The 23,118-nt window shown below is 61.7% G+C and carries 29 protein-coding genes; 13 read left to right on the plus strand and 16 right to left on the minus strand.

Annotated elements, in window-relative coordinates:
• Positions 1–2: 2 nt before the first annotated feature.
• Entirely contained in the window at positions 3–1,100 is a 1,098-nt protein-coding gene (locus GQA94_RS18685) for an efflux RND transporter periplasmic adaptor subunit (protein ID WP_158189414.1), read from the minus strand.
• Positions 1,101–1,195: 95 nt separating this feature from the next.
• On the opposite strand from GQA94_RS18685, the gene GQA94_RS18690 reads away from it, so the two are divergent.
• On the plus strand, positions 1,196–1,849 hold the full coding sequence (locus GQA94_RS18690; RefSeq protein ID WP_158189415.1) for a TetR/AcrR family transcriptional regulator: 654 nt from the start codon (positions 1,196–1,198) through the stop codon (positions 1,847–1,849).
• 99 nt (positions 1,850–1,948) lie between these two features.
• Here the strand turns inward: GQA94_RS18690 and GQA94_RS18695 are convergent, their stop codons facing one another.
• Genes GQA94_RS18695 through dgt form a run of 3 tightly spaced genes read right to left on the minus strand, consistent with a single transcriptional unit; the run spans position 1,949 to position 4,948 of the window.
• Complete coding sequence (locus tag GQA94_RS18695) at positions 1,949–3,157, minus strand: ammonium transporter (protein WP_158189416.1); 1,209 nt, start codon at positions 3,155–3,157, stop codon at positions 1,949–1,951.
• Between the two features lie 58 nt (positions 3,158–3,215).
• Positions 3,216–3,398, minus strand: a complete 183-nt coding sequence (locus GQA94_RS18700; protein WP_158189417.1) for a hypothetical protein — start codon at positions 3,396–3,398, stop codon at positions 3,216–3,218.
• A gap of 53 nt (positions 3,399–3,451) precedes the next feature.
• Complete coding sequence (gene dgt / locus GQA94_RS18705; RefSeq protein WP_158189418.1) at positions 3,452–4,948, minus strand: dGTPase; 1,497 nt, start codon at positions 4,946–4,948, stop codon at positions 3,452–3,454.
• A 119-nt stretch (positions 4,949–5,067) separates the two neighbouring features.
• Between dgt and GQA94_RS18710 the strand changes: the two genes are divergently transcribed.
• The 3 genes from GQA94_RS18710 to GQA94_RS18720 all read left to right on the plus strand — a co-directional run bounded on the left by GQA94_RS18710 (position 5,068) and on the right by GQA94_RS18720 (position 6,381).
• The gene (locus GQA94_RS18710; RefSeq protein ID WP_158189419.1) at positions 5,068–5,256 is read left to right on the plus strand and encodes a hypothetical protein; all 189 of its coding nucleotides are present in this window, start codon (positions 5,068–5,070) and stop codon (positions 5,254–5,256) included.
• 11 nt (positions 5,257–5,267) lie between these two features.
• Positions 5,268–5,975, plus strand: a complete 708-nt coding sequence (locus GQA94_RS18715) for an MOSC domain-containing protein (protein ID WP_233270182.1) — start codon at positions 5,268–5,270, stop codon at positions 5,973–5,975.
• A 139-nt stretch (positions 5,976–6,114) separates the two neighbouring features.
• On the plus strand, positions 6,115–6,381 hold the full coding sequence (locus tag GQA94_RS18720) for a hypothetical protein (RefSeq protein ID WP_158189420.1): 267 nt from the start codon (positions 6,115–6,117) through the stop codon (positions 6,379–6,381).
• A gap of 49 nt (positions 6,382–6,430) precedes the next feature.
• On the opposite strand, the gene GQA94_RS18725 is transcribed toward GQA94_RS18720, so the two are convergent.
• A complete protein-coding gene (locus GQA94_RS18725; RefSeq protein ID WP_158189421.1) occupies positions 6,431–7,327 on the minus strand; it encodes an EamA family transporter in 897 nt (298 codons plus the stop codon).
• A 224-nt stretch (positions 7,328–7,551) separates the two neighbouring features.
• Here GQA94_RS18725 and GQA94_RS18730 point away from each other — a divergent pair, with 224 nt between their 5' ends.
• Positions 7,552–8,256 carry a YebC/PmpR family DNA-binding transcriptional regulator gene (locus tag GQA94_RS18730; protein WP_158189422.1) on the plus strand — a complete coding sequence of 235 codons (705 nt, stop codon included), beginning with the start codon at positions 7,552–7,554 and terminating at the stop codon, positions 8,254–8,256.
• Between the two features lie 16 nt (positions 8,257–8,272).
• Positions 8,273–8,617: a YajD family HNH nuclease gene (locus GQA94_RS18735; protein ID WP_158189423.1), complete on the plus strand. Its 345-nt coding sequence runs from the start codon at positions 8,273–8,275 to the stop codon at positions 8,615–8,617.
• A 24-nt stretch (positions 8,618–8,641) separates the two neighbouring features.
• Here the strand turns inward: GQA94_RS18735 and GQA94_RS18740 are convergent, their stop codons facing one another.
• Positions 8,642–9,073 carry a universal stress protein gene (locus GQA94_RS18740; RefSeq protein WP_158189424.1) on the minus strand — a complete coding sequence of 144 codons (432 nt, stop codon included), beginning with the start codon at positions 9,071–9,073 and terminating at the stop codon, positions 8,642–8,644.
• Positions 9,074–9,200: 127 nt separating this feature from the next.
• On the opposite strand from GQA94_RS18740, the gene GQA94_RS18745 reads away from it, so the two are divergent.
• The 3 genes from GQA94_RS18745 to GQA94_RS18755 all read left to right on the plus strand — a co-directional run bounded on the left by GQA94_RS18745 (position 9,201) and on the right by GQA94_RS18755 (position 11,110).
• On the plus strand, positions 9,201–9,662 hold the full coding sequence (locus GQA94_RS18745) for a group II truncated hemoglobin (protein WP_158189425.1): 462 nt from the start codon (positions 9,201–9,203) through the stop codon (positions 9,660–9,662).
• Positions 9,663–9,759: 97 nt separating this feature from the next.
• Complete coding sequence (locus GQA94_RS18750; protein WP_158189426.1) at positions 9,760–10,308, plus strand: non-canonical purine NTP pyrophosphatase; 549 nt, start codon at positions 9,760–9,762, stop codon at positions 10,306–10,308.
• A gap of 10 nt (positions 10,309–10,318) precedes the next feature.
• Positions 10,319–11,110 (plus strand): SIR2 family protein, encoded by a 792-nt coding sequence (locus tag GQA94_RS18755; RefSeq protein WP_158189427.1) that lies wholly within the window; start codon positions 10,319–10,321, stop codon positions 11,108–11,110.
• A gap of 86 nt (positions 11,111–11,196) precedes the next feature.
• On the opposite strand, the gene GQA94_RS18760 is transcribed toward GQA94_RS18755, so the two are convergent.
• Positions 11,197–11,712, minus strand: coding sequence for a hypothetical protein (locus GQA94_RS18760; RefSeq protein ID WP_199270068.1), 516 nt, complete (start codon positions 11,710–11,712; stop codon positions 11,197–11,199).
• Between the two features lie 301 nt (positions 11,713–12,013).
• Positions 12,014–13,939 (minus strand): sodium:solute symporter family protein, encoded by a 1,926-nt coding sequence (locus tag GQA94_RS18765; RefSeq protein WP_158189428.1) that lies wholly within the window; start codon positions 13,937–13,939, stop codon positions 12,014–12,016.
• 165 nt (positions 13,940–14,104) lie between these two features.
• Here GQA94_RS18765 and GQA94_RS23280 point away from each other — a divergent pair, with 165 nt between their 5' ends.
• Both GQA94_RS23280 and GQA94_RS23285 read left to right on the plus strand, forming a co-directional pair.
• Positions 14,105–14,539 (plus strand): GNAT family N-acetyltransferase, encoded by a 435-nt coding sequence (locus GQA94_RS23280; protein ID WP_199270069.1) that lies wholly within the window; start codon positions 14,105–14,107, stop codon positions 14,537–14,539.
• Positions 14,521–14,946, plus strand: coding sequence for an NUDIX hydrolase (locus GQA94_RS23285; protein ID WP_199270070.1), 426 nt, complete (start codon positions 14,521–14,523; stop codon positions 14,944–14,946). Before GQA94_RS23280 ends, GQA94_RS23285 begins: the two co-directional genes overlap by 19 nt.
• Before the next feature lie 13 nt (positions 14,947–14,959).
• Here the strand turns inward: GQA94_RS23285 and GQA94_RS18775 are convergent, their stop codons facing one another.
• The 8 genes from GQA94_RS18775 to ispF form a co-directional block, all read right to left on the minus strand.
• Positions 14,960–15,106, minus strand: a complete 147-nt coding sequence (locus tag GQA94_RS18775; RefSeq protein ID WP_158189429.1) for a hypothetical protein — start codon at positions 15,104–15,106, stop codon at positions 14,960–14,962.
• Positions 15,107–15,680: 574 nt separating this feature from the next.
• Positions 15,681–16,679, minus strand: coding sequence for an RNA polymerase sigma factor RpoS (gene rpoS, locus GQA94_RS18780; RefSeq protein ID WP_158189430.1), 999 nt, complete (start codon positions 16,677–16,679; stop codon positions 15,681–15,683).
• 98 nt (positions 16,680–16,777) lie between these two features.
• A complete protein-coding gene (locus GQA94_RS18785) occupies positions 16,778–17,608 on the minus strand; it encodes a peptidoglycan DD-metalloendopeptidase family protein (protein ID WP_423835330.1) in 831 nt (276 codons plus the stop codon).
• A gap of 29 nt (positions 17,609–17,637) precedes the next feature.
• Positions 17,638–18,573, minus strand: a complete 936-nt coding sequence (locus GQA94_RS18790; RefSeq protein ID WP_158189432.1) for a DUF368 domain-containing protein — start codon at positions 18,571–18,573, stop codon at positions 17,638–17,640.
• A gap of 17 nt (positions 18,574–18,590) precedes the next feature.
• Positions 18,591–19,226, minus strand: coding sequence for a protein-L-isoaspartate(D-aspartate) O-methyltransferase (locus GQA94_RS18795; protein ID WP_158190168.1), 636 nt, complete (start codon positions 19,224–19,226; stop codon positions 18,591–18,593).
• A gap of 41 nt (positions 19,227–19,267) precedes the next feature.
• A complete protein-coding gene (surE, locus tag GQA94_RS18800; RefSeq protein WP_158189433.1) occupies positions 19,268–20,017 on the minus strand; it encodes a 5'/3'-nucleotidase SurE in 750 nt (249 codons plus the stop codon).
• Positions 20,017–21,057: a tRNA pseudouridine(13) synthase TruD gene (gene truD, locus GQA94_RS18805; RefSeq protein ID WP_158189434.1), complete on the minus strand. Its 1,041-nt coding sequence runs from the start codon at positions 21,055–21,057 to the stop codon at positions 20,017–20,019. Before truD ends, surE begins: the two co-directional genes overlap by 1 nt.
• Positions 21,054–21,527: a 2-C-methyl-D-erythritol 2,4-cyclodiphosphate synthase gene (ispF, locus tag GQA94_RS18810; protein WP_158189435.1), complete on the minus strand. Its 474-nt coding sequence runs from the start codon at positions 21,525–21,527 to the stop codon at positions 21,054–21,056. The genes truD and ispF overlap by 4 nt, the downstream gene beginning before the upstream one ends.
• A 191-nt stretch (positions 21,528–21,718) precedes the next feature.
• Between ispF and GQA94_RS18815 the strand changes: the two genes are divergently transcribed.
• On the plus strand, positions 21,719–22,021 hold the full coding sequence (locus tag GQA94_RS18815) for an ArsR/SmtB family transcription factor (protein ID WP_158189436.1): 303 nt from the start codon (positions 21,719–21,721) through the stop codon (positions 22,019–22,021).
• Between the two features lie 37 nt (positions 22,022–22,058).
• On the plus strand, positions 22,059–23,108 hold the full coding sequence (locus GQA94_RS18820; protein WP_158189437.1) for an alkene reductase: 1,050 nt from the start codon (positions 22,059–22,061) through the stop codon (positions 23,106–23,108).
• The last annotated feature ends 10 nt before the right edge of the window (positions 23,109–23,118 follow it).

A 23,118-nucleotide genomic window follows, 5' to 3' on the forward strand; every position in this document is an offset into this window, starting at 1 on the left:
GATCACTCCTGGGCCGCCAGCACGACCGGGCGATTATCGCGATCGACCGCCCTCACCGTCTGGTTCTCATGGAGCATCTGTACGCCAGCCAGCACGACCCAGTCGTCAGCTCGCAGCCCTTCGAGCACCGGGACCAGCGTGTCGCCGAAAGCCCCGGTCCGCACGGCTACGCGCTCCAGCGTGGCATCACGCCTGATGCGCCACACGAACGCCTCTCCCTGCTCGGCGGTCACTGCCGAGAGCGGGACGGCCAGAGGCACGGCCCCGTTGCTGCGAATCGACACCAGCGCGCTCTGGCCCAGCTCGGCGGACACCTCGGCGTCAGTGAACGCGACTCGCGCCGAGTAGGTACGCGATTGCGCGTCAGCCGCCGGTGACAGTTCACGAATCCTGCCAGGGTACTGCTTGCCCGGTTGCGACCATATTTCCACCGACACGTCCTGGCCGACCGAATGGCGATCCAGCGCTTGCTCGGGCAGGTTGATCGCGACCTCACGCTCACCGTCCGCGGCAAGAACGAACGCCGTCTGGCCGGCTGCGACCACCTGCCCAACCTCCACCAGACGCCTTGCGATGACCCCGTCGCGGGTCGCGCGCAAGGTCGCGTAATCGACCTGGTTGCTGGCCACATCGAACTCGGCGCGCGCCTGTTTCAGGCGTGCCTCGGCCGAGCGATAGGCGTTTTCGGAGGCATCGAACTGCGAACGGCTGACCAATTGCCGGCCCATCAGCGTCTTGTAGCGCTCATGTTCGGCGCGAGCGACCCGCAGATTGGCTTCGGCGGCCGTCACCTGGGCGCGGATACCCTCGAGTTGCAGGCGCACGTCCTGCGGATCGAGTTTGGCCAGCGGCTGGTCCTTGCGCACCCGCTCGCCGACTTCAACCATGCGCTCGGTCACTTTCCCGCCGATACGGAACGCCAGTTCCGGCTCGTAGCGCGCATGCACCTCACCCGGATAACGCTCGACCGCCTGGCTCGCCGGTTCAGGCTGTATCACCATCACCGGCCGTGCAGAGAGCGGTTCGGGCTCGCCGTTGCCACAACCGGCAAGCAAGGCGACGGCGATGGCGCCGAGGAAAGGCAGGACATGTCGGGACACGTTGAATCTCTCTCTGTCGCAAGACGGGTTCTAATACTTATACTGGCCGGTATAGTAAAAATACCGAACTCACCAGTCTAGTATTAAAAACACCCATGACAGAAATCCCCTCAACATCTTCTGGCCCGGGGCGTCCGAAGGATCTCGCCAAGCGCGAAGCCATTCTTTCGGCCGCTCGGGAGCTGTTTCTCAGCAATGGCTACGAGGGCAGCAGCATGGACGCCATCGCCGCCGAAGCGGGCGTTTCGAAGCTCACGCTCTACAGTCACTTCAAGGACAAGGAAGCGCTGTTCGGCGAAGCGGTGAAAATAACCTGCGAGACACGACTGCCGCGCCGACTGTTCGTACTTGAGGCCGGTTGCTCGATAGAACAGGTTCTGCTGAACATCGGCCATGCGTTCCAGGCCCTTGTGAACAGCCCCGAGTCCATTGGCTTGCACCGCGTGATGGTGGCCATGGCGACGCAGAATCCGGCCCTGTCACGGATGTTTTTCGACGTAGGGCCGCAGCGCCTGCTGCTGGATCTCGAACAGTTGCTGATCCAGGCGAACCAGCGCGGGCTACTCAGTACGAGCGAGCCCATGCGTGCTGCAGAGCACTTTTGCTCGCTGATCAAGGGCGCCGCGCATTTCCGTTTGCTGATCGGCTACGCGCCACAGCCCGATGCGCAGCAGGCGGCCAGGCACGTCGAGGACTGCGTCGCTCTGTTCCTGCGGGCCTATGGCGGCATGAAGCCCACCGCCGATTGAGCCGGCCTGGCCCGCTCGGCGTATGCAAGGGCAGCGGGGGCACGCATTCGTCGCGAGGCGCGGGCGAGCGCGATTGCCAGCCCGCACGTTGCGCGTCGCTCAATCGTGGCTCAGGGCACCGATCCGATGGATGGACAGGTCTGCGCCGTTGAACTCGTCCTCCTGACTCAGACGAATCCCGATGACCGCTTTGAGCAGGCCATACACCAGCAAGCCGCCCGCCAGGGCAACCAGAACGCCGAGCGCCGAGCCGATCAACTGGCTGACCAGGCTGACGCCACCCAGGCCACCCATCGCCTGCTGGCCGAAAATGCCGCAGGCCAGGCCGCCCCATACGCCGCACAGGCCATGCAGCGGCCACACGCCGAGCACGTCATCGATCTTCCAGGTGTTCTGTGCGGCGGTGAACGTCCAGACGAACAAGGCACCGGCCACCACGCCGGTCGCCAGCGCACCAATCGGGTGCATGACATCTGAGCCCGCGCAGACCGCGACCAGGCCGGCCAAGGGTCCGTTATGCAGGAAGCCGGGATCGTTGCGTCCGACCGCCCACGCCGCGGCGGTCCCGCCAACCATCGCCATGAGGGAATTGATCGCCACCAGCCCGCTGACGCCTTCGAGCGTTTGCGCACTCATCACGTTGAAGCCAAACCAGCCGACGATGAGAATCCATGAGCCCAGCGCGAGGAACGGGATATTGGATGGCGCGAAGGCCACCACCCGCCCGTCGCGATAACGCCCGTTGCGTCGCCCCAGCAGGATGACCGCACCAAGCGCCAGCCAACCCCCCACTCCATGCACCACCACCGAACCGGCGAAGTCATGGAATGGCGCGCCGAAGCGACCTTCGAGCCAGGCTTGCACACCGAAATTGCCGTTCCACATCATCCCTTCGAAGAACGGATAGATAAACGCCACGATCAGCAAGGTCGCGCACAGCTGCGGGCCGAAACGCGCCCGCTCGGCGATGCCGCCGGAGATGATCGCCGGTATCGCGGCGGCGAAGGTCAGCAAAAAGAAGAACTTCACCAGTGAGTAGCCGTTGTCGATGACCAACTGGTCAGCCGGCTGGATGAAGGTCACACCATAGGCGATCCAATAGCCGACGAAAAAATAGGCCAAGGTCGAAACAGCGAAATCCGCGATGATCTTCGACAACGCATTGACTTGGTTTTTCAAGCGCACCGTACCGACTTCGAGAAACGCGAAGCCTGCGTGCATGGCCAGCACCATGACCGCGCCCATGAGGATAAACAACGTGTTGGCGCCGTGAACCAACACTTCCACCGCACTGCTCGGGTTTTCCATCTACTGCATCCTGCTGTGAAACGCACCAAAACGGCCAGTCTCACCCCTATACGCACCATCATGCGTCATCTTGCGGGCGAGACTTGCCATAGCCTGGAGCGGACGGCTGGACGAGCACATCGAACGCGATGATCTCTCCCCCTTGAAATTCAAGGACCTCGCGCAGCCGCCGCTTTTTCAGCACGCGGACGCCGCGCCATTTGAGGGCAACGGCGGCAACACGCGCACCAAACGACTGCAAAGTCTGTACCAGCGAAACGGCGACAATGAACCAACTTGGCGCAGCGGGCCGCGTTACAGGGCGGACAGGATGCGGTATTCATCCTGCGCCAGCTGGTCGGTCATGCCGCTGACGAAATCCTGCAGCATGCGGCAGCGATAATAGAACTCCCAAAGCGGCTGGTCCGGCGAACCCTCGGGGTGCGCGTTCATCGCTTCGTGATAGGCCTTGATCAGTTGGCTGGGCAGTCGTCGCGCAAGCATCTGCAGATGCGGCTCGCTGCGACACTCGCCGGCGGTCAGCGCCTGGAAGGTCTGCGGTGCGACGCGCAGCAGCGGCGCGTAGCTGTCGAGCAGGCCCTGGAGAATTCGATAGCCCTGTAACTGGAGCGTTTCCACCTCGCGGTGACAGAAGACCCGATCCATCGCCACATCCTTGAAGGTCTGTACGATGGCGTTGGCCAGGCTGGCATCTTCGAGCAGCGCCCGGTCCAGGGTACCGTGGTACACCGCCTCGATGTGCTCGATGAACTGTTGAGCGGCGTGCTGCACGAGCGGATGGACCATGATCACTCGCAGCCAGATGAAGAATTCGCCAACCTTGTTGATGGGTTCCTTCTGTGCGCGGGATTCGGCATACGCCACCATGCTGCGGAAGCTGCGACCAGTTGGCGCGATCGGCGCGTCCAGCGAACCGTGCTCGGCGAACTTGGCCAGCAGCAGTTGAGCCAATTGCTTGATGGTGAAAATGCCTTTTTCTACCGAGTCCTCGATATCCGCCAGGCAATAGGCGATATCGTCCGCCGCCTCCATGATGTAGGCAACCGGATGGCGCGCCCCTGGCTGCAGGTCCAGAGCGGCACGCAGATCGGTGATGAAAACCTCCTCGGACAGATAGAAACCTGGCTTCTTGTTCAGGTAGGCCCCAGGCGTGCCCTTCGCCGGCCTGGGTGCATAAGCGGCACGAACATACTTGAGCAGACCGGCCGTCTGGGTGTACGTCAGGTTCAACCGCAGCAGGCTGACCACCAGCCGGATTGCCTGAGCATTGCCTTCGAACTGCTTGAGGTCCGCGAGCATCCGGCTGCGCAACGCGTCATCGCCCTGCTCCAACGGGACGGCGGCCTCGAATAGCGCTTCGAGCTTGCGGCCGAACCACTCGCTGATGGCAAACTCGCCAAAGTGACCGAACGGTGGATTGCCGATGTCGTGCATCAGGCAGGCCATCTCCACCAGACTTTCCAGCGCCCCCTCGAGCAAATCCAACCCATAGTCTCCCGCCTTGTCGCCGAGCTGCTTGTACAGCGTGCGAACGATGAAGCGACCTGTCTGCTGGACTTCCAGGGAATGTGTCAGACGGCTGCGCACCGCCGCGTTACGCTCCAGCGGAAAGACCTGAGTCTTCTGCTGCAACCTTCGAACGGCCGCTGAATGAATGATGCGCCCACGGTCGCTTTCCAGTTGATCGATGACCAGCGACAGATCGCCCTCGGACGCCTTGAGGCCAGGCTCTACCTGCCCGTAAGGCCGCTGACGGGATATCTTGTCCTTGAAATTAACGGGCCGCGGCATGGTCGCTCTCGCTGTGACGAAACAGCGAGCCTAGCGCGGCTTGTCCGCTTTACCAAGACCACCAGGTGCACGGTCAGCTGCCTCGATTAGAATCGCCGTTCAGTCAGGAGCGAAGCCAGATGAAGCGGTCGGAATTTCACCAGCAACATGCCGAGCGTGCGACCGCCGAAGCACGCCGGTTGCTCGAACAGCAATCCGCGCTGGGCGCACGCTGGCTGGCCTGGGTCGCCAGCCAGTTGTATCTGCTCAGTCCGCCGGAATATGCGGCGATGGTTCGCCGCGAACTGGCCCGTCTCAGGGACGCTTGAAGCGCTAGGCCATGAACCGATATCCGCCTCGGGCACAGCCCATGCAATGGCCGGTCGAAGGTCCTTTCCTGCGGGACCGGTTAGTGCCGCTGCCCGGCACTGGAAAACCATCGGCCATCGACAAGCAGTTGGCAGCGGCGCCAGTCTGGCTGGATTTCGCGGGCCTGGCCGGGGACCGGGTCGCTGATCGTCGCTACCACGGTGGGCCGGATCGCAGCCTTTGCCACTACCCCGCCGAACATTACGGTCATTGGCGCAGAGCCTATCCGCACCTTCGGCAACTCGGTCCGGCTGCCTTCGGTGAAAACCTGTCCACCTGCGGCCTCGATGAGGCGCAGGTGTGCATCGGGGATCGCTTTCGTTGGGGCGATGCCATTATCGAAGTGAGCCAGCCGCGTTCGCCATGCGCCAATCTCGACCGTCGCCACAACGCGCGAGGCCTGGCACGACAGCTGGCCAGCAGCGCCAGGATCGGCTGGTTGTACCGCACCCTCGAAGCCGGCGAGATCGCGCCGGGCGCCGCGCTACAGCTGATCGACCGGCCCTACCCGACCGTCAGCGTCGCGCATCTATGGCAAAGCGTCGTCAACGGCACCGCCAGCGACGACGAACTGGCCCAACTGGCTGAACTTCAGCCGCTGGCCATGGAGTATCGCAAGCGCTTGGGCCAGCAACTCGATTCGAGGCGGTTCCGGCGCGACCAGGGCAGCCTGTTCTAAGCCGGGTCACAGACTCGGGCGTCGAGGCTCTTGCCACTGATCGGCGTGCGAAACACCCAACGTTCAGGTGCGGCGCTCGGACGCGTGATCCAGTCGGGTCAGGTCTGACACCTCGAACGGATGGAAAGAACGGTAAACCGTGCCGCCATTGCGCCGAAGCCCCAGCAGAATTTCGACCCGCTTCTATACTGATATCCACGCCCATTCCGTGGTGCACGGGCTCATTGCAGACCACGCAGGGATGCACAACCCAGCCATCGATCCGCGAGGCGACACCATGAGCAAAGGCATGGATTCAAAGAAGAACGCGAAAAAGAAACCGCAGAAAACCGCGCAGCAAAAGCGCCTGGCCAAACGAGAGAAAGCCAGCGGCGAGTCCTTGCTGGGCAGTCACGCAGCCCGCTGACATCAGGTGACTTGCGCCCCGCCCGGCTTTCGGTGCGGGGCACTTTGCATCAAGCGGGGGACCCACCGAACGCCATGCGCAAGCGGCCTATCAGCCAGACGCCGGCCACGTTGATCATCAGCCCCAGCATCACCAGCAGCGCGCCCACGGCCTGCAATACACCCAGGTGCTCATCGAGCAGCAGCGCGGCCGAGGTCAGCCCCACCACCGGCACCAGCAACGAGAACGGCGCGACGGTGTTGGCCGGGTAACGCGACAGCAGCCGACTCCACAAACCATAGCCCAGGATGGTCGCGCCGAAGGCCAGGTAGATCAGCACCAGCAAGGCGTTCAGCCCGAATCCACGCAGCGCGCTTTCGATCACCTGCGGGCCCTCCAGCAGCCAGGACAGGAAAAGGAACGGAATCGGCGGAATCAGGCTGCCCCACACCACCAGCCCAACCAGATTCACCTTGCCGACCTTGCGCGTGACGATATTGCCCAACGCCCACATCGACGCTGCACAGATGGTCAGCACGAAACCGGCCAGGGTCATACTGCGGTCGCCCTGCATGCCGATCAGTAGCAGCCCGCCCGCGGCGATGAGCAGTCCGATCAGGTTGCTGGCTCGCAGCCGTTCACCGAGAAACAACGCCGCGAAGAACAATGTAAAGAATGCTTGCGATTGCAGCACCAGCGACGCCAACCCGGCCGGCATGCCCACCTTCATCGCCGAGAACAGAAAGGCGAACTGTCCCAGCGAGATGGTGGCGCCATAGGCAAACAGCCAGCGCAGCGGCATCTGCGGTCGCTTGATGAAAAGAATGGCGGGGAATGCCGCCAGCATGAACCGCAGCGCACCGAGCAGCATCGGCGGAATATCGTCCAGCCCGATCTTGATGACCACGAAATTCATACCCCAGACGACGATCACGACCAGGGCCAGCAGCAGGTCCTTGGGCGACATGGCAGACTCTCCGCAGGCAAAGGACTCATTAAAGCCCGTGCGCGCCACCGGCGCACTCATACAGCGAGCAGGCAAAACGACCATACAGTCGACACCGCGTGCCGCACGACCGACTATCCTGTCGCCGACAAACAGCCATGCCGGGCCGTGCCTGTATCGGCGACAACGGCTAGAATCGGCCCCTAGCGGCGTACAGCCTTCATCCGTACACATCGAGAGTAACCATGGGCGCACAGTGGAAAGCGAAACATAAGGAAGCGGCAGCCAACGCGAAGGGACGCACCTTCGGCAAGCTGTCCAAGGAAATCATGATCGCGGCCCGCAGCGGTTCCGACCCGGACATGAACCCTCGCCTGCGCCTGGTCGTCGAGCAGGCCAAGAAGGCCTCGATGCCCCGCGAAACGCTGGAGAGAGCCATCAAGAAAGGCGCCGGCCTGCTCGGCGAAAGCGTCAACTACGAGCGCACCACCTATGAAGGGTTCGCCCCACATCAGGTGCCGGTGATCGTCGAATGCCTGACCGATAACGTCAACCGCACCGTTGCCGAGATTCGCGTGCTGTTTCGCAAGGGCCAGCTCGGGGCGTCCGGCTCGGTGGCATGGGACTTCGACCACTGCGGCATGATCGAAGCGGCGCCGGCATCTCCGGAAGCGGATCCGGAATTGGCCGCGATCGAGGCCGGCGCACAGGATTTCGAAGCCGCCGAAGAAGGCGCCACATTGTTCATCAGTGACGCCACGGACATGGATGTGGTCTGCCGTGCGCTGCCCGAGCAGGGGTTCACCGTGCAGTCGGCGCAGCTCGGCTATCGTCCGAAGAATCCGGTGACGACGCTGACCGACGCACAGCTCGAGGAGGTGGAAGCCTTCCTTAGCGCAATCGATGCCCATGACGACGTGCAGAACGTCTACGTCGGGCTCGCAGGCTGACAGGACACAGAAAGCGATGAGCACGAACAAACCGAACACGCCTTACGCACAGCGCGAACAGGGCTATCGCGAAAAGGCACTGAAGATGTACCCCTGGGTGTGCGGGCGTTGCGCCAGGGAATTCTCAGGCAAGCGCCTGAGCGAGCTGACGGTCCACCACAAGGACCATAACCACGACAACAATCCAGAGGACGGTTCGAACTGGGAGCTGCTCTGCCTGTATTGCCACGACAACGAGCACTCGCGCTATACGGACAATCAGTACCACGCCGAAGCCAGGCCAGGTGGCGACCTTGGACCGAAGGAAACCTTCAAGGCCTTCGCCAACCTGGGCGATCTGCTCAAGGGCAAGTCGGATTGACCACCGCCCGCCCCTCGGTACCGGTTACTTGACCAGAAGCACCGGCACCGAGACCTCGTGAACCACGCGATTGGCCACCGACCCCATCAGCATGCCGGTGAAACTTCCCAGGCCGCGGGTCCCCATCACCACCGTGTCGCACCCGAACTGCTGGACCGCATTGTTCACCTGCTCGGCGACATTGCCCAGGATCGCATGGGTGTGGTGCGCGATCCCGGCCGCTTGCAGAGCAGTGGCGGCTTCGGCGAGCGTACGGTGCGATTTGTCGAGAAAGCTCTTGTTCAGCTCCTCGACCGTATCCGCGGTCACGAACTCGCCGTACAGCACCGGTTCCTGCTGCACATTCAGCACGTGTACCTGGGGCGGCTTGGGCGCATCGATGGCGAAATCGATGATGTACTGCAGCGCACGCTTGGCGTTGTCAGAACCGTCATAAGCTAGAAGGATATTACGCATTGTGAGACCTCCGTCGACTGTGACAGACAGCATAGACCACCCCCCAGCCGCGCTTGACCGCAAGGGTTCGAACCCTTGCGCTGGATCAATCCCCGCGGCGCCAGGCGCCTCCATTCAGGGTCCAGGGATGCACACGACCGACACGGTTCCGTTTGGCGTCGGCGACGCTTCATTTCAGGCAGCCGGCGGCGAAGCCGGTATCGAGCGGTTGGTCGTCGACTTCTATCGGATCATGGACCAATCGCCGGCAGCCACGTGTGTCCGCCGTCTTTATCCCCAGGACCTGGAAGACTCGCACAAACGACTGGCCGCGTTTCTCTGTGGCTGGCTGGGCGGTCCGCGCCGCTACGCTGAACGATACGGCAGCATCAACATCCCGCAGTTCCACACGCGCTGGCCGGTGGGACAAGCCGAGCGCGATGCCTGGCTCGAATGCATGGAACAGGCCATTGCACGGCAACCCTATACGGCGCGGTTCGCCGAGTACCTACTGGTGCAGTTACGGGTTCCTGCGCAGCGCATTCTCCAGGCCGGGCAGCGATCCTGCCCCGGCGCGGCAAACCTGCCGGCAAGCGACCCGACCGCCTGACCGGCGAACCCTGAGCCTGTCGCTGCGTCATAGCTGTGTGGGTCACGATGTACGTCCCGCGGTTTCGAAGTCCGAACAGCGCAGCCAGGTGGTTGAGATGAAGATCCGCTTTGCCTCGGTCAACGAGCAGAAGGTACGAGATGCCACGGAATTTCTAGGGCAGAGCGGCATCGAGATCGTTCACTTCCCGGTCCGGATCGTGGAAACCCAGACCGAGGACCTGCATCGGTTGGTCAGCGACAAGCTGCTGCATGCCTTCAAGCTGATAGGCAAGCCGGTATTCGTCGAACATTCAGGGTTGTTCATCAATAGCCTGAACGGTTTTCCCGGTGGCCTGACCCAAGCATTCTGGGACCGCTTGCACGCGGTGCGCTTCTCCGAGCTGATCGGCAACCTGGAAGACCCTTCGGCCGTGGCGCGCACGCTGATCGGATACTGCGACGGTCGCAAGCGGCATTTCTTCAAAGGCGAAGTCGCCGGCAGGATTTCCCGCGCGCCGGCGGGCGACGAGGGTTTCGAGTGGGATAACGTGTTCGTCCCGGACGGCTATGACGCCACCTTCGCCGAATTGGGGGGTGCGCATAACGACCTGTCTACGCGCAAGCGGGCCATGGACGCATTCCTGACTCACCTGCGCGCGAGTTGAGAGGTAGTCGATGCAGAAGCTTCTAGAGGCGTACCGGCAGGACCGTCTGATCCTTTTCGTCGGTTCCGGCGTGTCGGCCAATATTGGGTTACCGCCCTGGCGCGATCTGATCGATGAAATCGCGCTGCAGCTCGATTACGATCCGGACGTCTTCGACACCTACGGCAACTTCCTGTCCCTGGCCGAGTACTACCGCATCAAGAAGGGCAATATCGGCCCCTTGCGCAGCTGGATGGACCGGGAGTGGCACAAGAGCATCGAAATCCGCGATTCGGAAATCCACCGTCTGATCGTACAGGGACGTTTTCCCGCCATCTACACGACCAATTACGACCGCTGGCTCGAAAACGCCCATGACGCGCACGGCGTCAGCTACATCAAGATTGCCAATGCCAGTGACCTGGTCAAGGCCCGCGACGGCATCCGCCAGATCGTCAAGTTTCACGGGGACTTCGATGATGACGACTCGATTGTCCTCGACGAAACCAGTTATTACGAGCGGTTGCAGTTTGAAACGCCGCTGGATATCAAGTTGCGCGCCGACACCTTGAGCAAGGCCGTATTGTTTATCGGCTACAGCCTTTCGGATACCAACATTCGATTGTTGTTCTACAAACTATCAAAGATGTGGAACGAGCACGAGACCCTCGGCGTTCGGCCGATTTCGTATGTCTTTTCACATAAGCCCAATCCGGTGCAGGAGGAGATTCTCAGTCAATGGGGGATTCGCATGATTACTTCGGAAGATGACGATCCCGGGTTGGCATTGAAGAACTTTCTCAAGCAGTTGACGGAGAACTGATCGAACTGCCACGGCCATACCGAGTCTGGCGGACAAGCGAAACAAGAGAACGAGTGCGATGCCGCAAGACACCGCACTCGCCAACCTCAGTAGTTGTAGCCAATACCCACGCTGTAGAAGAACGCACCATCATCGTAACGATCCCGGGCATCGCTCCCGCTCTTGAACAGGAACTGATATTCAGCCATCGCGGTAATGAAGGTTTTGTCCTGGACCCAGTGTTTGATACCGATTTCAGGCCCCCCCATGAAGGTTTCATCAACCTCCTCGCCATAGAGCCCACCGACGCTCAGACCCACGAACGGGCGGGTGTTGCCGCTACCGAAGTGATAGTCGTAGAACACCCGGGTCGAACCGTCGAACTGGACGCTTTCGCCTTCCGAGTCTCGCGCGTTTACCGTTTGCCGGATGCCCCACATGGAAGCGTCATCCAGATAAGTACCCCAACTACCCTGTACGGAGAACACTGTATCGTCGAAGTCCTTGTCACTACTGCCCGCACCGCTCAGAGTCACTTCTCGATCGCCGGCTACCGGAGCGGCAACTGCGAAAGCGGGAAGCATGGCGGCGACCAGGAGGGAAGTTTTGAAAAGTCGGTTCATGACACAACACCTCTTGTTCTTACTAGCTATGGCGGAATACGCACTGGCTTACGCGATGCGCATTAGTAGTGACACGAGCACAACTAGACTGTTCACTTTATTTTAAGTACAGCTGGCAAGTTATTATTTTTACGAGATTTTTTGTTTTGCCAGCCGCTTCGTCAGTACACGCTGCAACGGCGATTTTCCGTATCGTCTGTTATCCATCCGGACATGCCGCACGCGTTATCGGGCAACTAACGAAACGGTCTTGCGTAATGCGCGTTTATCGCATGCGCGCCGCTGACGGTCAGACACATCTTCATCTCACGCGTGACGTGTCCGGCAGGGGCTCGTCTTCCGGATCGGTATCAAGCGCCCTGCCCATCGCAATCCGCAACCACACCGGCACCAGCAACAGGCCGAGGGCCAGGCACGACCCGCCGATCAGGGCACTGCCATCAGGCGGCAGGAACATCAAACGGCCGGCGCCGAGCAACATCGCAAACAGCGAAACGGCCGTCACGGTCACGGCGAGCAGCCGAGTGCGCAAGGCCTTGACCGGCACCGCTGCATCGACCCCGTTGAGCATGGCCGCGTGCTTCCAGAAGCCAAAGGGGCGCACCCGCCGATAGAAGCGCTTGAGCGTCGCATCGTCGGTCGCTGGCGTGACGAAGGTGACCAGGATGGCGGCGCTGGTGGTAACAACCGCCATGATGCTGAGACGCACCCACTCACGCTCCGGATCGATGCCCAGATAGACCAGCAGCAACGGCGCGGTGATCAGCGACATGGCCATCGCGGTAAGCTCCGAATACAGGTTGATGCGCTCCCAAAGCCACCGTAGCACCAGCACCGATCCCATTCCCGCGCCGAACAGCAGCGAAATGAACCAGGCGGTCTGGATCGAACCCAGGTTGGCCATGATGATCATCGCGATAATCAGGATCAGGACGTTCGCCAACCGCGCCACGGCCACCAGCTCTCGATTCCGAGGTTTGCGCTTGAGCACCTGCGGTGCGAAGACGCCGGCGTAGACATCGTTACTCCAGTAGGACGCGCCCCAGTTGAGGTGGGTATCGACAGTGGAAGCCAGTGCCGCCAGCAAACCCACCAGCATCAGGCCGCGCGCGCCCGATGGCAGCAGGTCGTCGATGCCCTGCACGAACAGTGCCTCGCGCCCGGCGATAAAACCCTCGTTCGCCATGTCTCCCGGCGCGAACGGATACAGGACGAGCAGCCCTATCGCGATCGCCATCCAGAACAGGCTGCGCAGAAAAATCTGTGACCAGATGAACACCAGTGCGGCGATTCGAGCGTCACGATCGGTCGGGCAGGCCATGCTGCGCTGGGCAAGGTAGCCCGTGCCATCGGAATTCATCTGGAACAGCCATTGCAGCCCAATGATTACCAGAAACGGCATCAAGGCCTCGCCAGTGCTGGTCGGCGGCCCGAAAGACAGCATCTTGCCGGCCTGTTCGATGCCGTACAGTTCGACAAGGCGATCGGACAGCCCACCCAACCCGCCGGCGGCATCCACGACGTACCAGGCATAAAGCAGCGTGCCGATCATCGCCAGGCTGAACTGCATCACATCGGTCTGGACCACCGCGCGCAATCCTCCGGTGATCGAGTACATCGCGGTAAACGCGAGGATCAGGAGGATGGATATCAGCTGGTTGGCGCTCGTCATCGCCGGGTCCAGTCCGGTGATGCTGGCGCCCAGGCGAATACCGCTGTCGGCTACGAAATGAACGATGGGCATGTAGAGCCCATCAGGCAACCACAGGTGCCAGGGCAGGAAAATCTCGGCGATGCGGATGGCGGCGACCAGCACCATTGCCAGCACGATGCAGTTGATCACCGTGCCGTAATAGATCGCCTTCAACAGACGCAGCGCAGTAACGCCCTTGCCGCTATAGCGCACGCAGGTCAGCTCGGCATCGGTCAGCACGCCGGCCCGGCGCCAGCCTACAGCGAAGATGAAAGCCATCAACAGGAAGGCGATGCCATAGATCCACAGGCGCCAGAGGGCGAAAATGCCGGCGGTCGCAACCAGGCCCGTCACCAGCAGCGGCGTATCGGCGGCGAATTGGGTCGCCGCCATGGAAAAACCCGCCTTCCAGCCCTTGATCGTCCTGCCCGCGAGGAAATACTCGTCGAGGCTCCTGGACGCCTTGCTGCGCGCCCGCAGCCCGGAACCCAGCCCATAAACCATGAAGGCCGCGACGATCAGTAGATCCAACATATCGTTATGTCTTGTTGGAGAGCTGTGCTGCGTAAGAACCTGTGCAACGACCAAGATTGCAGCGGACGGATGAACGGAGCAAACCCGGCATATCCGACGGTAACGTCGCCCCAGGCCAGCGACGGCAGGTTTCGGTTACCATGCGCATTGCCGTCAGGGTCCCCCATGTGCGAAATACCGCTGCGCCAGTTACCGCTCGAATACCGAGCGCTACTCGACAAGTTCTACCGTGCCCATCGCAGCCACATGCGCGTGCCGGCCGGGGCGCAATGTTGGGTCGCCGGACACACCGATATCGTCGCAGGCCTGTGCCTGACCCGCATCGCCGAGGGGCATTGGCTGACGGGATTGCTGGTCGCGCCCGGACACCGCAACGAGGGTCTGGCGAGGCGGCTGGTAAGTCAGGCGGTCTCCGTCAGTGGAGGCCCCCTGTGGCTGTTCTGCGAGCCGAACCTGACGGCTTTCTATCAACGGCAGGGTTTCAGCGAGCCCGCTGCGTTGCCCGAGGTGCTGGCCTCCCGCCTGCATCGCTACAACCGAACCAAAACGCTCCTTGCGCTATGCCACGACACGAGAAAGACATGTCCACAAACGTTCTGAACATCGCTACCGCCTGCCTGCTCGATGGAGCGGGCCGGGTACTGGTCGTGCGCAAGCGCGGCACCCGCCTGTTCATGCTGCCCGGCGGCAAGGCTGAGCAAGGGGAAACGCCCCTGCAGACCCTTGGCCGCGAACTTCAGGAGGAGCTCGGTCTGGTGATCGGGCCTTCACAGCTGCAGTCACTGGGGCATTTTCAGTCGCGGGCGGCCAACGAACCCGACCATTGGGTGCACGCCGATGTGTTCGTCGGCCGCGTGGCGGGCGACGTAAGGGCACAGGCGGAGATCGACGCCCTGGACTGGCTTGATCCGCATGCGCAGCAGCAAATACCTCTGGCGCCGCTGCTGCGCGAACAGGTGCTTCCCGCTCTGCTTCGACGCCTGGAAAGCGACGACGAACGAGGCTGAAGACGCGATCGGCTCAGGGAGAAATCGGATCGCTGGCTGGGAAGGTTTCTTCCAGCGCTTCGTCGAGTTGATCCTCATCGGCCTCGTCTGGACGCCGTTTGATCGGGTCTTCCTGGCCCTGTCCGGGTTGGTTAGGTGCGTTCGAGTCATTGCCGTTCATGGTGAACTCCTGTGGTTGGGTCAACAAACGTTAGGCCGCCCCGCACCGCAGTCGTTCGCCAGGATCGATGCCATACCGGAAAATCGCAGGCAAAAAAAAGGGGCGGGGTTTTAACCCCGCCCGCCTCCTTCCCTACTCCCTGTGTTTCCTGCTCATCGTCCTGATGAACCGCATCCAGCGGTGGGTCCCGACCGACATCCGTGCCGGCTGTGCTTGTCCTTAAGCACAGGTGCGATATTAAGGCTTTAGCGGACCACGGCAACTCCTGAAAATGCATGATGGCATTTGGACGCCTGTTTTACTTTTTTTAAATATTCAAAGGAAACAGTGGCATACGCAGGTAATGCAGGCAGGAAAGCAGTCCACCCAACCGGATTTTCAGCGTTCGCTTACACACCGTGTAAGCAAATGCTTACGCACTGGATAGCTGAATCGGAAAAGATGGTGATGCCAGGGTTAAGCCCTGAAGGCCACGACGACGGGGGCTACCTGGCATCAAGCGCAACCGCGGGTGAGAGGCGTAAGGATTGAAGGCAGCATCACCCCCTACCGCGAGGCAAGGGGTTATGGGCTGCTACCTGAACAGCGAGTCGCTGGACAGGCCGTTACGCTCGAGGATCTCGCGCAGACGCTTGAGCGCCTCGACCTGAATCTGCCGCACCCGCTCGCGGGTCAGTCCGATTTCTTGCCCGACCTCCTCGAGCGTGCAGCTTTCGTGGCCGCGTAAACCGAAGCGCCGGATGACCACCTCGCGCTGCTTCTCGGTCAGATCCGACAGCCATTGGTCGATGCTCGCAGACAGATCGTCGTCGAGCAGCAGATCGCACGGGTCGCTCGGCCGATCATCGGTCAGGGTATCGAGCAATGTCTTGTCGGTATCCGGTCCGAGCGAGACATCCACCGAGGTCACTCGCTCGTTCAGCCCGAGCATCCGCTTGACCTCGGCAACCGGCTTCTCGAGCAGGTGGGCGATTTCCTCCGGGCTGGGCTCATGGTCGAGTTTCTGGGTCAGTTCGCGCGCGGCGCGCAGATAGACGTTCAGTTCCTTGACCACATGAATCGGCAGGCGAATGGTACGGGTCTGATTCATGATCGCCCGTTCGATGGTCTGTCGAATCCACCAGGTGGCGTAGGTGGAAAAGCGGAAACCGCGTTCGGGATCGAACTTTTCAACGGCCCGTATCAATCCCAGGTTGCCCTCCTCCACCAGATCCAACAACGACAATCCGCGGTTTACATAGCGTCGGGCAATCTTCACCACGAGCCGCAGGTTGCTTTCGATCATCCGCTTGCGCCCCGCCGGATCACCCTTTTGCGCCAGACGTGCGTAGTGCACCTCCTGCTCGGGAGTCAGGAGGGGAGAAAATCCGATTTCGTTGAGGTACAGCTGAGTGGCGTCAAGCGCCCGGGTGTAGTCGATGAACTTGTGTTGCTTGGCGGTTGCGGTCTTGGATCGGGTGCCAGCCGAACCGACGCGAGGCATGTCGCAGCGTGGATCGACCTCCGCGGACGGTTCCATGAGTAGAACGGCATCGTCTACGTCAAACTCCGGCACTTCTTTTTTGAGAGCCATTATTGTTTTCCTGTTCTGAGTTCGACAACAGGCTCGGGCGGCACGCACTCCCTGGTATCGCTCAAGCCCCTCCTAGTGCCGGAACAGGAAAATACAAATCAACGCTTTGGCAGGTATTGAAGGGGATCTACAGGTTTGCCTTGGCGGCGAATCTCAAAATGCAGCTTCACCCGGTCGGTTCCAGTCGATCCCATCTCGGCAATTCTCTGCCCAGCCTTGACTTGTTGACCCTCCTGAACCAGCAGCCTGCGGTTGTGACCGTAGGCACTTACATAGGTATCGCTGTGCTTGATGATCACAAGTTCGCCGTAACCCCGTAAACCACTGCCGGCGTACACAACAGCCCCATCAGAAGCAGCTAAAACAGGCTGTCCTAATTCCCCGGCGATATCAATGCCTTTATTCAAACTGCCGTTTGAGGAGAATCGGCCGATCACGGTACCGCCTGCAGGCCACGCCCAGCCGCTTGCCGAGCGGGCCACAGGCGTGACGGGTGTCGTTGCGGCGGGCGTCTTCGGCGCGGGTACGCTGGGCCTGTTCAACGGCGGCGGCGTCGGGACGGGTGTGGTCACGACAACCGGGGGTTTCGAAGGCGTCGGGGTCGGACGAGCGGTTACGGTCCTGGGTGGCTGCCCGCCGAAGCGAATCGTCTGTCCCGGATAAATGACGTGCGGCGGATTGATGCGATTGAGTCGCGCGAGGTCCCGCCAATCCCAGCCGAAGCGAAAGGCAATCGACCATAACGTATCGCCACGCTGGACCACGTACTGGCCGCTGGTCACCCGGTCACGGCTGTTGCGGTCCACCACATGCACGCCCCCCGACGGCGAACTGGCACAGCCGGCAAGCAGGGTGGCAGCCAGAACGGCGACGAGTGCGCAACGAACGGGCGAGGTGCTTATCCATCGCTTGGCGGCTGTGAGCTTCACTGCTCGCTCCCTTTGATCAACAAGACTGTTCAGACCGTTTCCGCCAGCGGCTGGCGCCGCCCGGCAAACCATTCGAGTCCGAGCACGAGGGCGATGCCGGCCACCGCCAACAGGATGGCCAGCAACAGCTGCGGGTCCTGGCCGGTCAGGTCGCCGTAGTTCCCGGGCAGCAGGTTCTGCTCGAGTACGGGTACACGTTGGCCGTGGGAATCGACGCGCCAGGTCAGGGTTTCCTTCCACGGCCATACCTTGTTCAGCGAGCCGAGCATCAAGCCGGTCAAAAACGCCAGGGTCAGGTCACGCCAGCGTTGCAGGACCCAGCTCAGCAGCCGGGCGAAACTCAGCAGGCCGACCAGGCATCCCGCGGCGAACGTCAGCATGATACCCAGATCCAGCGCTTTGACGGCGCCAAGCACGACCGGATACAGGCCAAGCAGTACCAGAATGAAGCTGCCGGAAATACCGGGCAGGATCATGGCGCAAATGGCGATGGCGCCGGCAAAGAACAGGCTGAGGCTGCTGGTGCTCCATTGCATCGGTGCCGCGACGGTGATCCAGTAGGCGAAGCCGATCCCCAGGCACAGGCTGACCAACCGTGACAGCGTGCGTTGCCGGATTTCCTTGCCCACCAGGTGCACCGAAACGAGGATCAGACCGAAAAAGAATGACCACACGGGTATTGGATGATGTTCCAGCAGATAGGTGATCAGCTTGGCCAGGCTGAGTACGCTGGTCAGGATGCCGGCAAACAGGACCAGCAGAAAACTCGCGTTGGCCGTACGCCACGCTTCGACGACACGGCCGCGCAACAGCGGGCCCACCGCGTTGGGCACCGCACCGATGGAGCGTAACAGTTCATCATAGATGCCGGTGATGAAGGCGACCGTTCCGCCCGAAACGCCAGGGACCACATCAGCGGCACCCATGGCCATGCCCTTGGCGTACAACAACAACGCGTTTTTCATGCTTCCTTCCGCTGAGATCAAACTACCGGTCCATTGAGCAGCGGCACGAAGCGTACGGTGTCCAGCAGGTGGCGGGAAAAGCCGTCTTCCTCTCGAATGATCAGCATCAACTGCTGGACTTCGCCAACCCCGACCGGAATCACCAACCGCCCACCGGGAGCCAGTTGATCGAGCAGGGCCTGTGGCACATCGGCTGCCGCCGCGGTAACGATGATGCCGTTATAGGGAGCCAACGCAGGCCAACCTTCCCAACCATCACCCCAGCGAAAGACCACGTTGCGCAACTTGAGTTCGACCAGACGTTCTTTTGCCCGGTCCTGCAGCGCCTGGATGCGTTCGACGGAAAACACGCGTTCGACCAGTTGTGCCAGCACCGCAGTCTGATAGCCGGAACCGGTACCGATCTCCAGCACCTTGTCCAGAGGGCCGTCAGCCAGCAGCAACTCGCTCATGCGCGCGACCATGAAGGGCTGCGAGATGGTCTGGTTGTGACCGATGGGAAGCGCGGTATCTTCGTAGGCGCGATGGGCCAGGGCCTCGTCGACGAACAGATGGCGCGGCGTGCGTCTAATGACTTCCAGCACGCGGGGGTCGGACAGGCCCTCTTCATACAGGCGCTGGATCAGGCGATCCCGGGTGCGCTGCGAAGTCATGCCGGTGCCGTGGCGCAGCAGGTCGTCTTGTCCGCGATGGTTCACAGCACGCCCTCCAGCCAGTTATCGAGCCCCTTGAAGGCCTCGTGGAAGGTCCGATCGAGCTGCAACGGTGTGATCGATACGTACCCCTGCATCACCGCATGGAAATCGGTGCCCGGCCCGCCGTCCTCGACGTCGCCGGCGACCGAAATCCAGTAGCCGTCCTTTCCGCGCGGATTCGCCTGCTTGATCGGTGGCTTGGCACGGCTACGGTGGCCGAGCCGGGTCAACTGAATGCCACGGATGTGATCGAGCGGCAGGTTGGGCACGTTGACGCTCAGCACGGTACGCGGCGGTAGATCGAGCGAGGACTGATGTTCGATCAGTTTACGTGCGACATACGCAGCGGTCGGCAGGTTGTCGGGCAGCCGGGACACCAGCGAAAAGGCGAATGCCGGCCTGCCGGTGAAGCGGCCTTCGATGGCCGCAGCGACTGTGCCGGAATACAGCACGTCGTCGCCCAGATTGGCGCCCATGTTGATGCCGGACACCACCATGTCGGGCGCTTCGTCGAGCAACCCGTTCATGCCCAGGTGGACGCAATCGGTGGGCGTGCCGTTCACACCGATGAAACCGTTCGGCATGGTCGTTGGATGAAGCGGGCGGTCCAGCGTCAGCGCGCTGCTGGCACCGCTCATGTCCTGGATGGGGGCGACTACCTTGCACTCGGCATAATCCGCCAGCGCGTCATAAAGCGCGGCGAGCCCAGGCGCATACACCCCGTCGTCGTTGGCGATCAGAATACGCATCAAATGTCCGTCTGCCCTGCCAGGCTGACCAGTTCACGCACCACAGCAGTGGCGAAGCATCCGGTCGGCAGGACGAATTCAAGTTGCAGAATGTCAGGCTCGGGATAATGCCACGACAAGCCGCCAATGGGGAGGCGAAGAATGCGCCGCTCATGCTTCATTCCAGCTTCTGCGAGCCACTTGGCGATTGACGGTTCCGCTCTAGCGGCCCCTGCCTCAAGCGCCTGTACCGCTCCTGTTGCTGGCGACTCCCCAGCGCCCCAGAGCGGCCCCGTGGGATGCAGATCGAGCAGCGCCAGCCGTGGGTCGGCGCACTCGGCTTCGCCTGCCGGGAAAAAGCTGCGGCTATCGGTAAACGCCAGCAGGTCTCCCACCAGCGCCCGATCCCAGCTACCGGCGGCAACCCGCTCGGCCAGTACCCGATTGAACAGGTAGCTGCGTCCGGCCGACAGCAGGCGCGAGCGCAGGTTGCGCTGAACCGGCAGCTCCTGACGAGCAGCGTATTCACGGGCACCGTCAACGTTGCCGCCCCCGAAACCGAACCGCTGCAGGCCGAAATAATTGGGGACGCCGTGGGTCTTGATTCGCTCGAGGCGAGCGTCCAGCATCGTCCGGTCCGCCCGTAGCTCGGTCAGCCGCAGGGTAAAACCGTTGGCCGAGTGCGCGCCGCGTTGCAGCTTGCGTTGATGACGGCCCGCCTGAAGGATTTTCAACGTTTCGTCTTCGGCCTTGCCCAGCGGCGGATCGGTCTTGCCGGGCAGATGCAGGCTGAACCATTGACGGGTCAGCGCCTGACGATCCTTCAGACCGGCATAGCTGATATTTCGCGCCGGCACGCCGGCCGCTCGGGCAATCCGGCGTGCTGCCTCCTCGGTGTTCAGGTTGCGTTTCTCCACCCACAACCATAGGTGCTCGCCGGAGCCGGACAGGGGAATATCCAGCACTTCGTCTACCTGAAAATCCTCGGCCACCGCCTTGAGCACCGCAGTGCCACAAGGCCCGCCGTGAGCCCTCGGGCCGAGCAGTTGATCTTCGTTCATGCCTTGACCAGCAAGGCGACGGCATGCACGGCGATGCCCTCTTCCCGCCCAGTGAAGCCAAGCTTCTCGGTCGTGGTGGCCTTGACGTTGACCTGATCGAGGTCGACTTGCAGGTCCGCGGCGATCAGGCTGCGCATCGCCTCGATATGCGGCGCCATCTTTGGTGCCTGTGCGACGATGGTGGCGTCCACGTTGCCGACCTTCCAGCCCTTGGCCTGCACCTGCTGGAGCACATGCCGCAGCAGTACTCGGCTGTCCGCGCCCTTGAAACGAGGATCGGTATCGGGGAAATGCTTACCGATATCGCCCAATGCCGCGGCGCCGAGCAGCGCATCGCTCAACGCGTGGAGCAACACATCGCCATCCGAATGAGCGAGCAAACCGAATCTGTGAGCAATCTGCACGCCGCCCAGAGTGACGAAATCCCCTTCGCCAAAACGGTGCACGTCGTAGCCGTGGCCGATACGCATAGTCTAGATACCCTGAATAGATCAGCCTGCGATTCTACAGGACCCGACCCTGGCGGCGAGCCCATACGCAGCGAGGCCTTCACGCGCGCATCGATGAGCGTGATTAGCACCATTAACCGTTTCGATCTTATATCGTTAAAACCCGATATATAGTTCGCCTCATCGCGATACAGCGAACCAGGCGAACCCCGATGTCCAGCGAACTCGACGAAATCATCAAGGCCCTCGCGCATCCGTTGCGGCGGCAGATCCTGCAGTGGCTGAAAGAGCCGCACCGCTATTTTTCCGAGCAGCATCATTCGCTGGAGAACGGCGTTTGTGCCGGACAGATCGACCAACGTGCCGGGCTGTCTCAATCAACCGTATCAGCGCACCTGGCCACACTTCAGCGCGCCGGCCTGATCACCAACCGCAAGGTCGGCCAGTGGCATTTTTTCAAACGCAACGAGCCCGCCATTCAGGCATTCCTGTCCCGTCTCGGCCAGGAACTCTGAGCACGTTCATCATCCTTTACCCAGGAGCAAAAACGCTATGCCCACGCTTTTCGACCCGATCAGAATTGGCGACCTCGAGTTGAGCAACCGCATCGTCATGGCCCCGCTGACCCGCTGCCGCGCAGAGCCTGGCCGCGTGCCGGGCGATCTGATCGCCGAGTACTACGCCCAGCGCGCCGACGCCGGCCTGATCATCAGCGAAGCGACATCGGTCACGCCGATGGGTGTCGGCTACCCGGACACCCCCGGCATCTGGTCATCCGAGCAGGTCCAGGGATGGAAGAAGGTCACCGACGCCGTGCACGCCAAGGGCGGCAAGATCGTGCTGCAACTCTGGCACGTCGGCCGCATCTCCGACCCGATCTACCTTGACGGCCAACTGCCCGTCGCGCCCAGCGCGCTCAAGCCGGCCGGCCATGTCAGTCTGGTTCGTCCGATGAAGGATTACGAAACGCCGCGCGCCCTGGAGACAGCGGAGATCGCAGGCATTGTCGACGCTTACCGCAAGGGCGCCGAAAACGCACGCGAAGCCGGTTTCGACGGCGTCGAGATTCATGGAGCCAACGGCTACCTGCTCGACCAGTTCCTGCAAGACAGCACCAACCAGCGCACCGACGCGTACGGCGGATCGCTGGAGAACCGCGCGCGTCTGATGCTGGAAGTGACCGATGCCGCGATCAGCGTCTGGGGAGCGGGCCGCGTCGGTGTGCATCTGGCACCGCGGGCCGACTCGCACGACATGGGCGACTCCAATCGCGCCGAGACCTTCGGCTACGTCGCCCGCGAACTGGGCAAACGCGGCATCGCATTCATCTGCACACGGGAAAAAGCTGGCGAAGATAGCCTCGGCCCGCAACTCAAGCAGCTCTTCGGCGGCGTCTACATCGCCAATGAACGTTTCACCCGAGATCAGGCCAATTCCTGGCTGGCAGAGGGCAAGGCCGATGCCGTGGCCTTCGGCATTCCCTATATCGCCAATCCGGATCTGGTCCAGCGGCTGCGTCAGGGTGCGCCCCTCAACGAACCCCGCCCCGAGTTGTTCTATGCCAAGGGCGCCGAAGGCTATACCGATTATCCATCGCTCTAGCTCCTTGCGA

The organism is Stutzerimonas stutzeri, assembly GCF_009789555.1.
Classification (GTDB): domain Bacteria; phylum Pseudomonadota; class Gammaproteobacteria; order Pseudomonadales; family Pseudomonadaceae; genus Stutzerimonas; species Stutzerimonas stutzeri_R.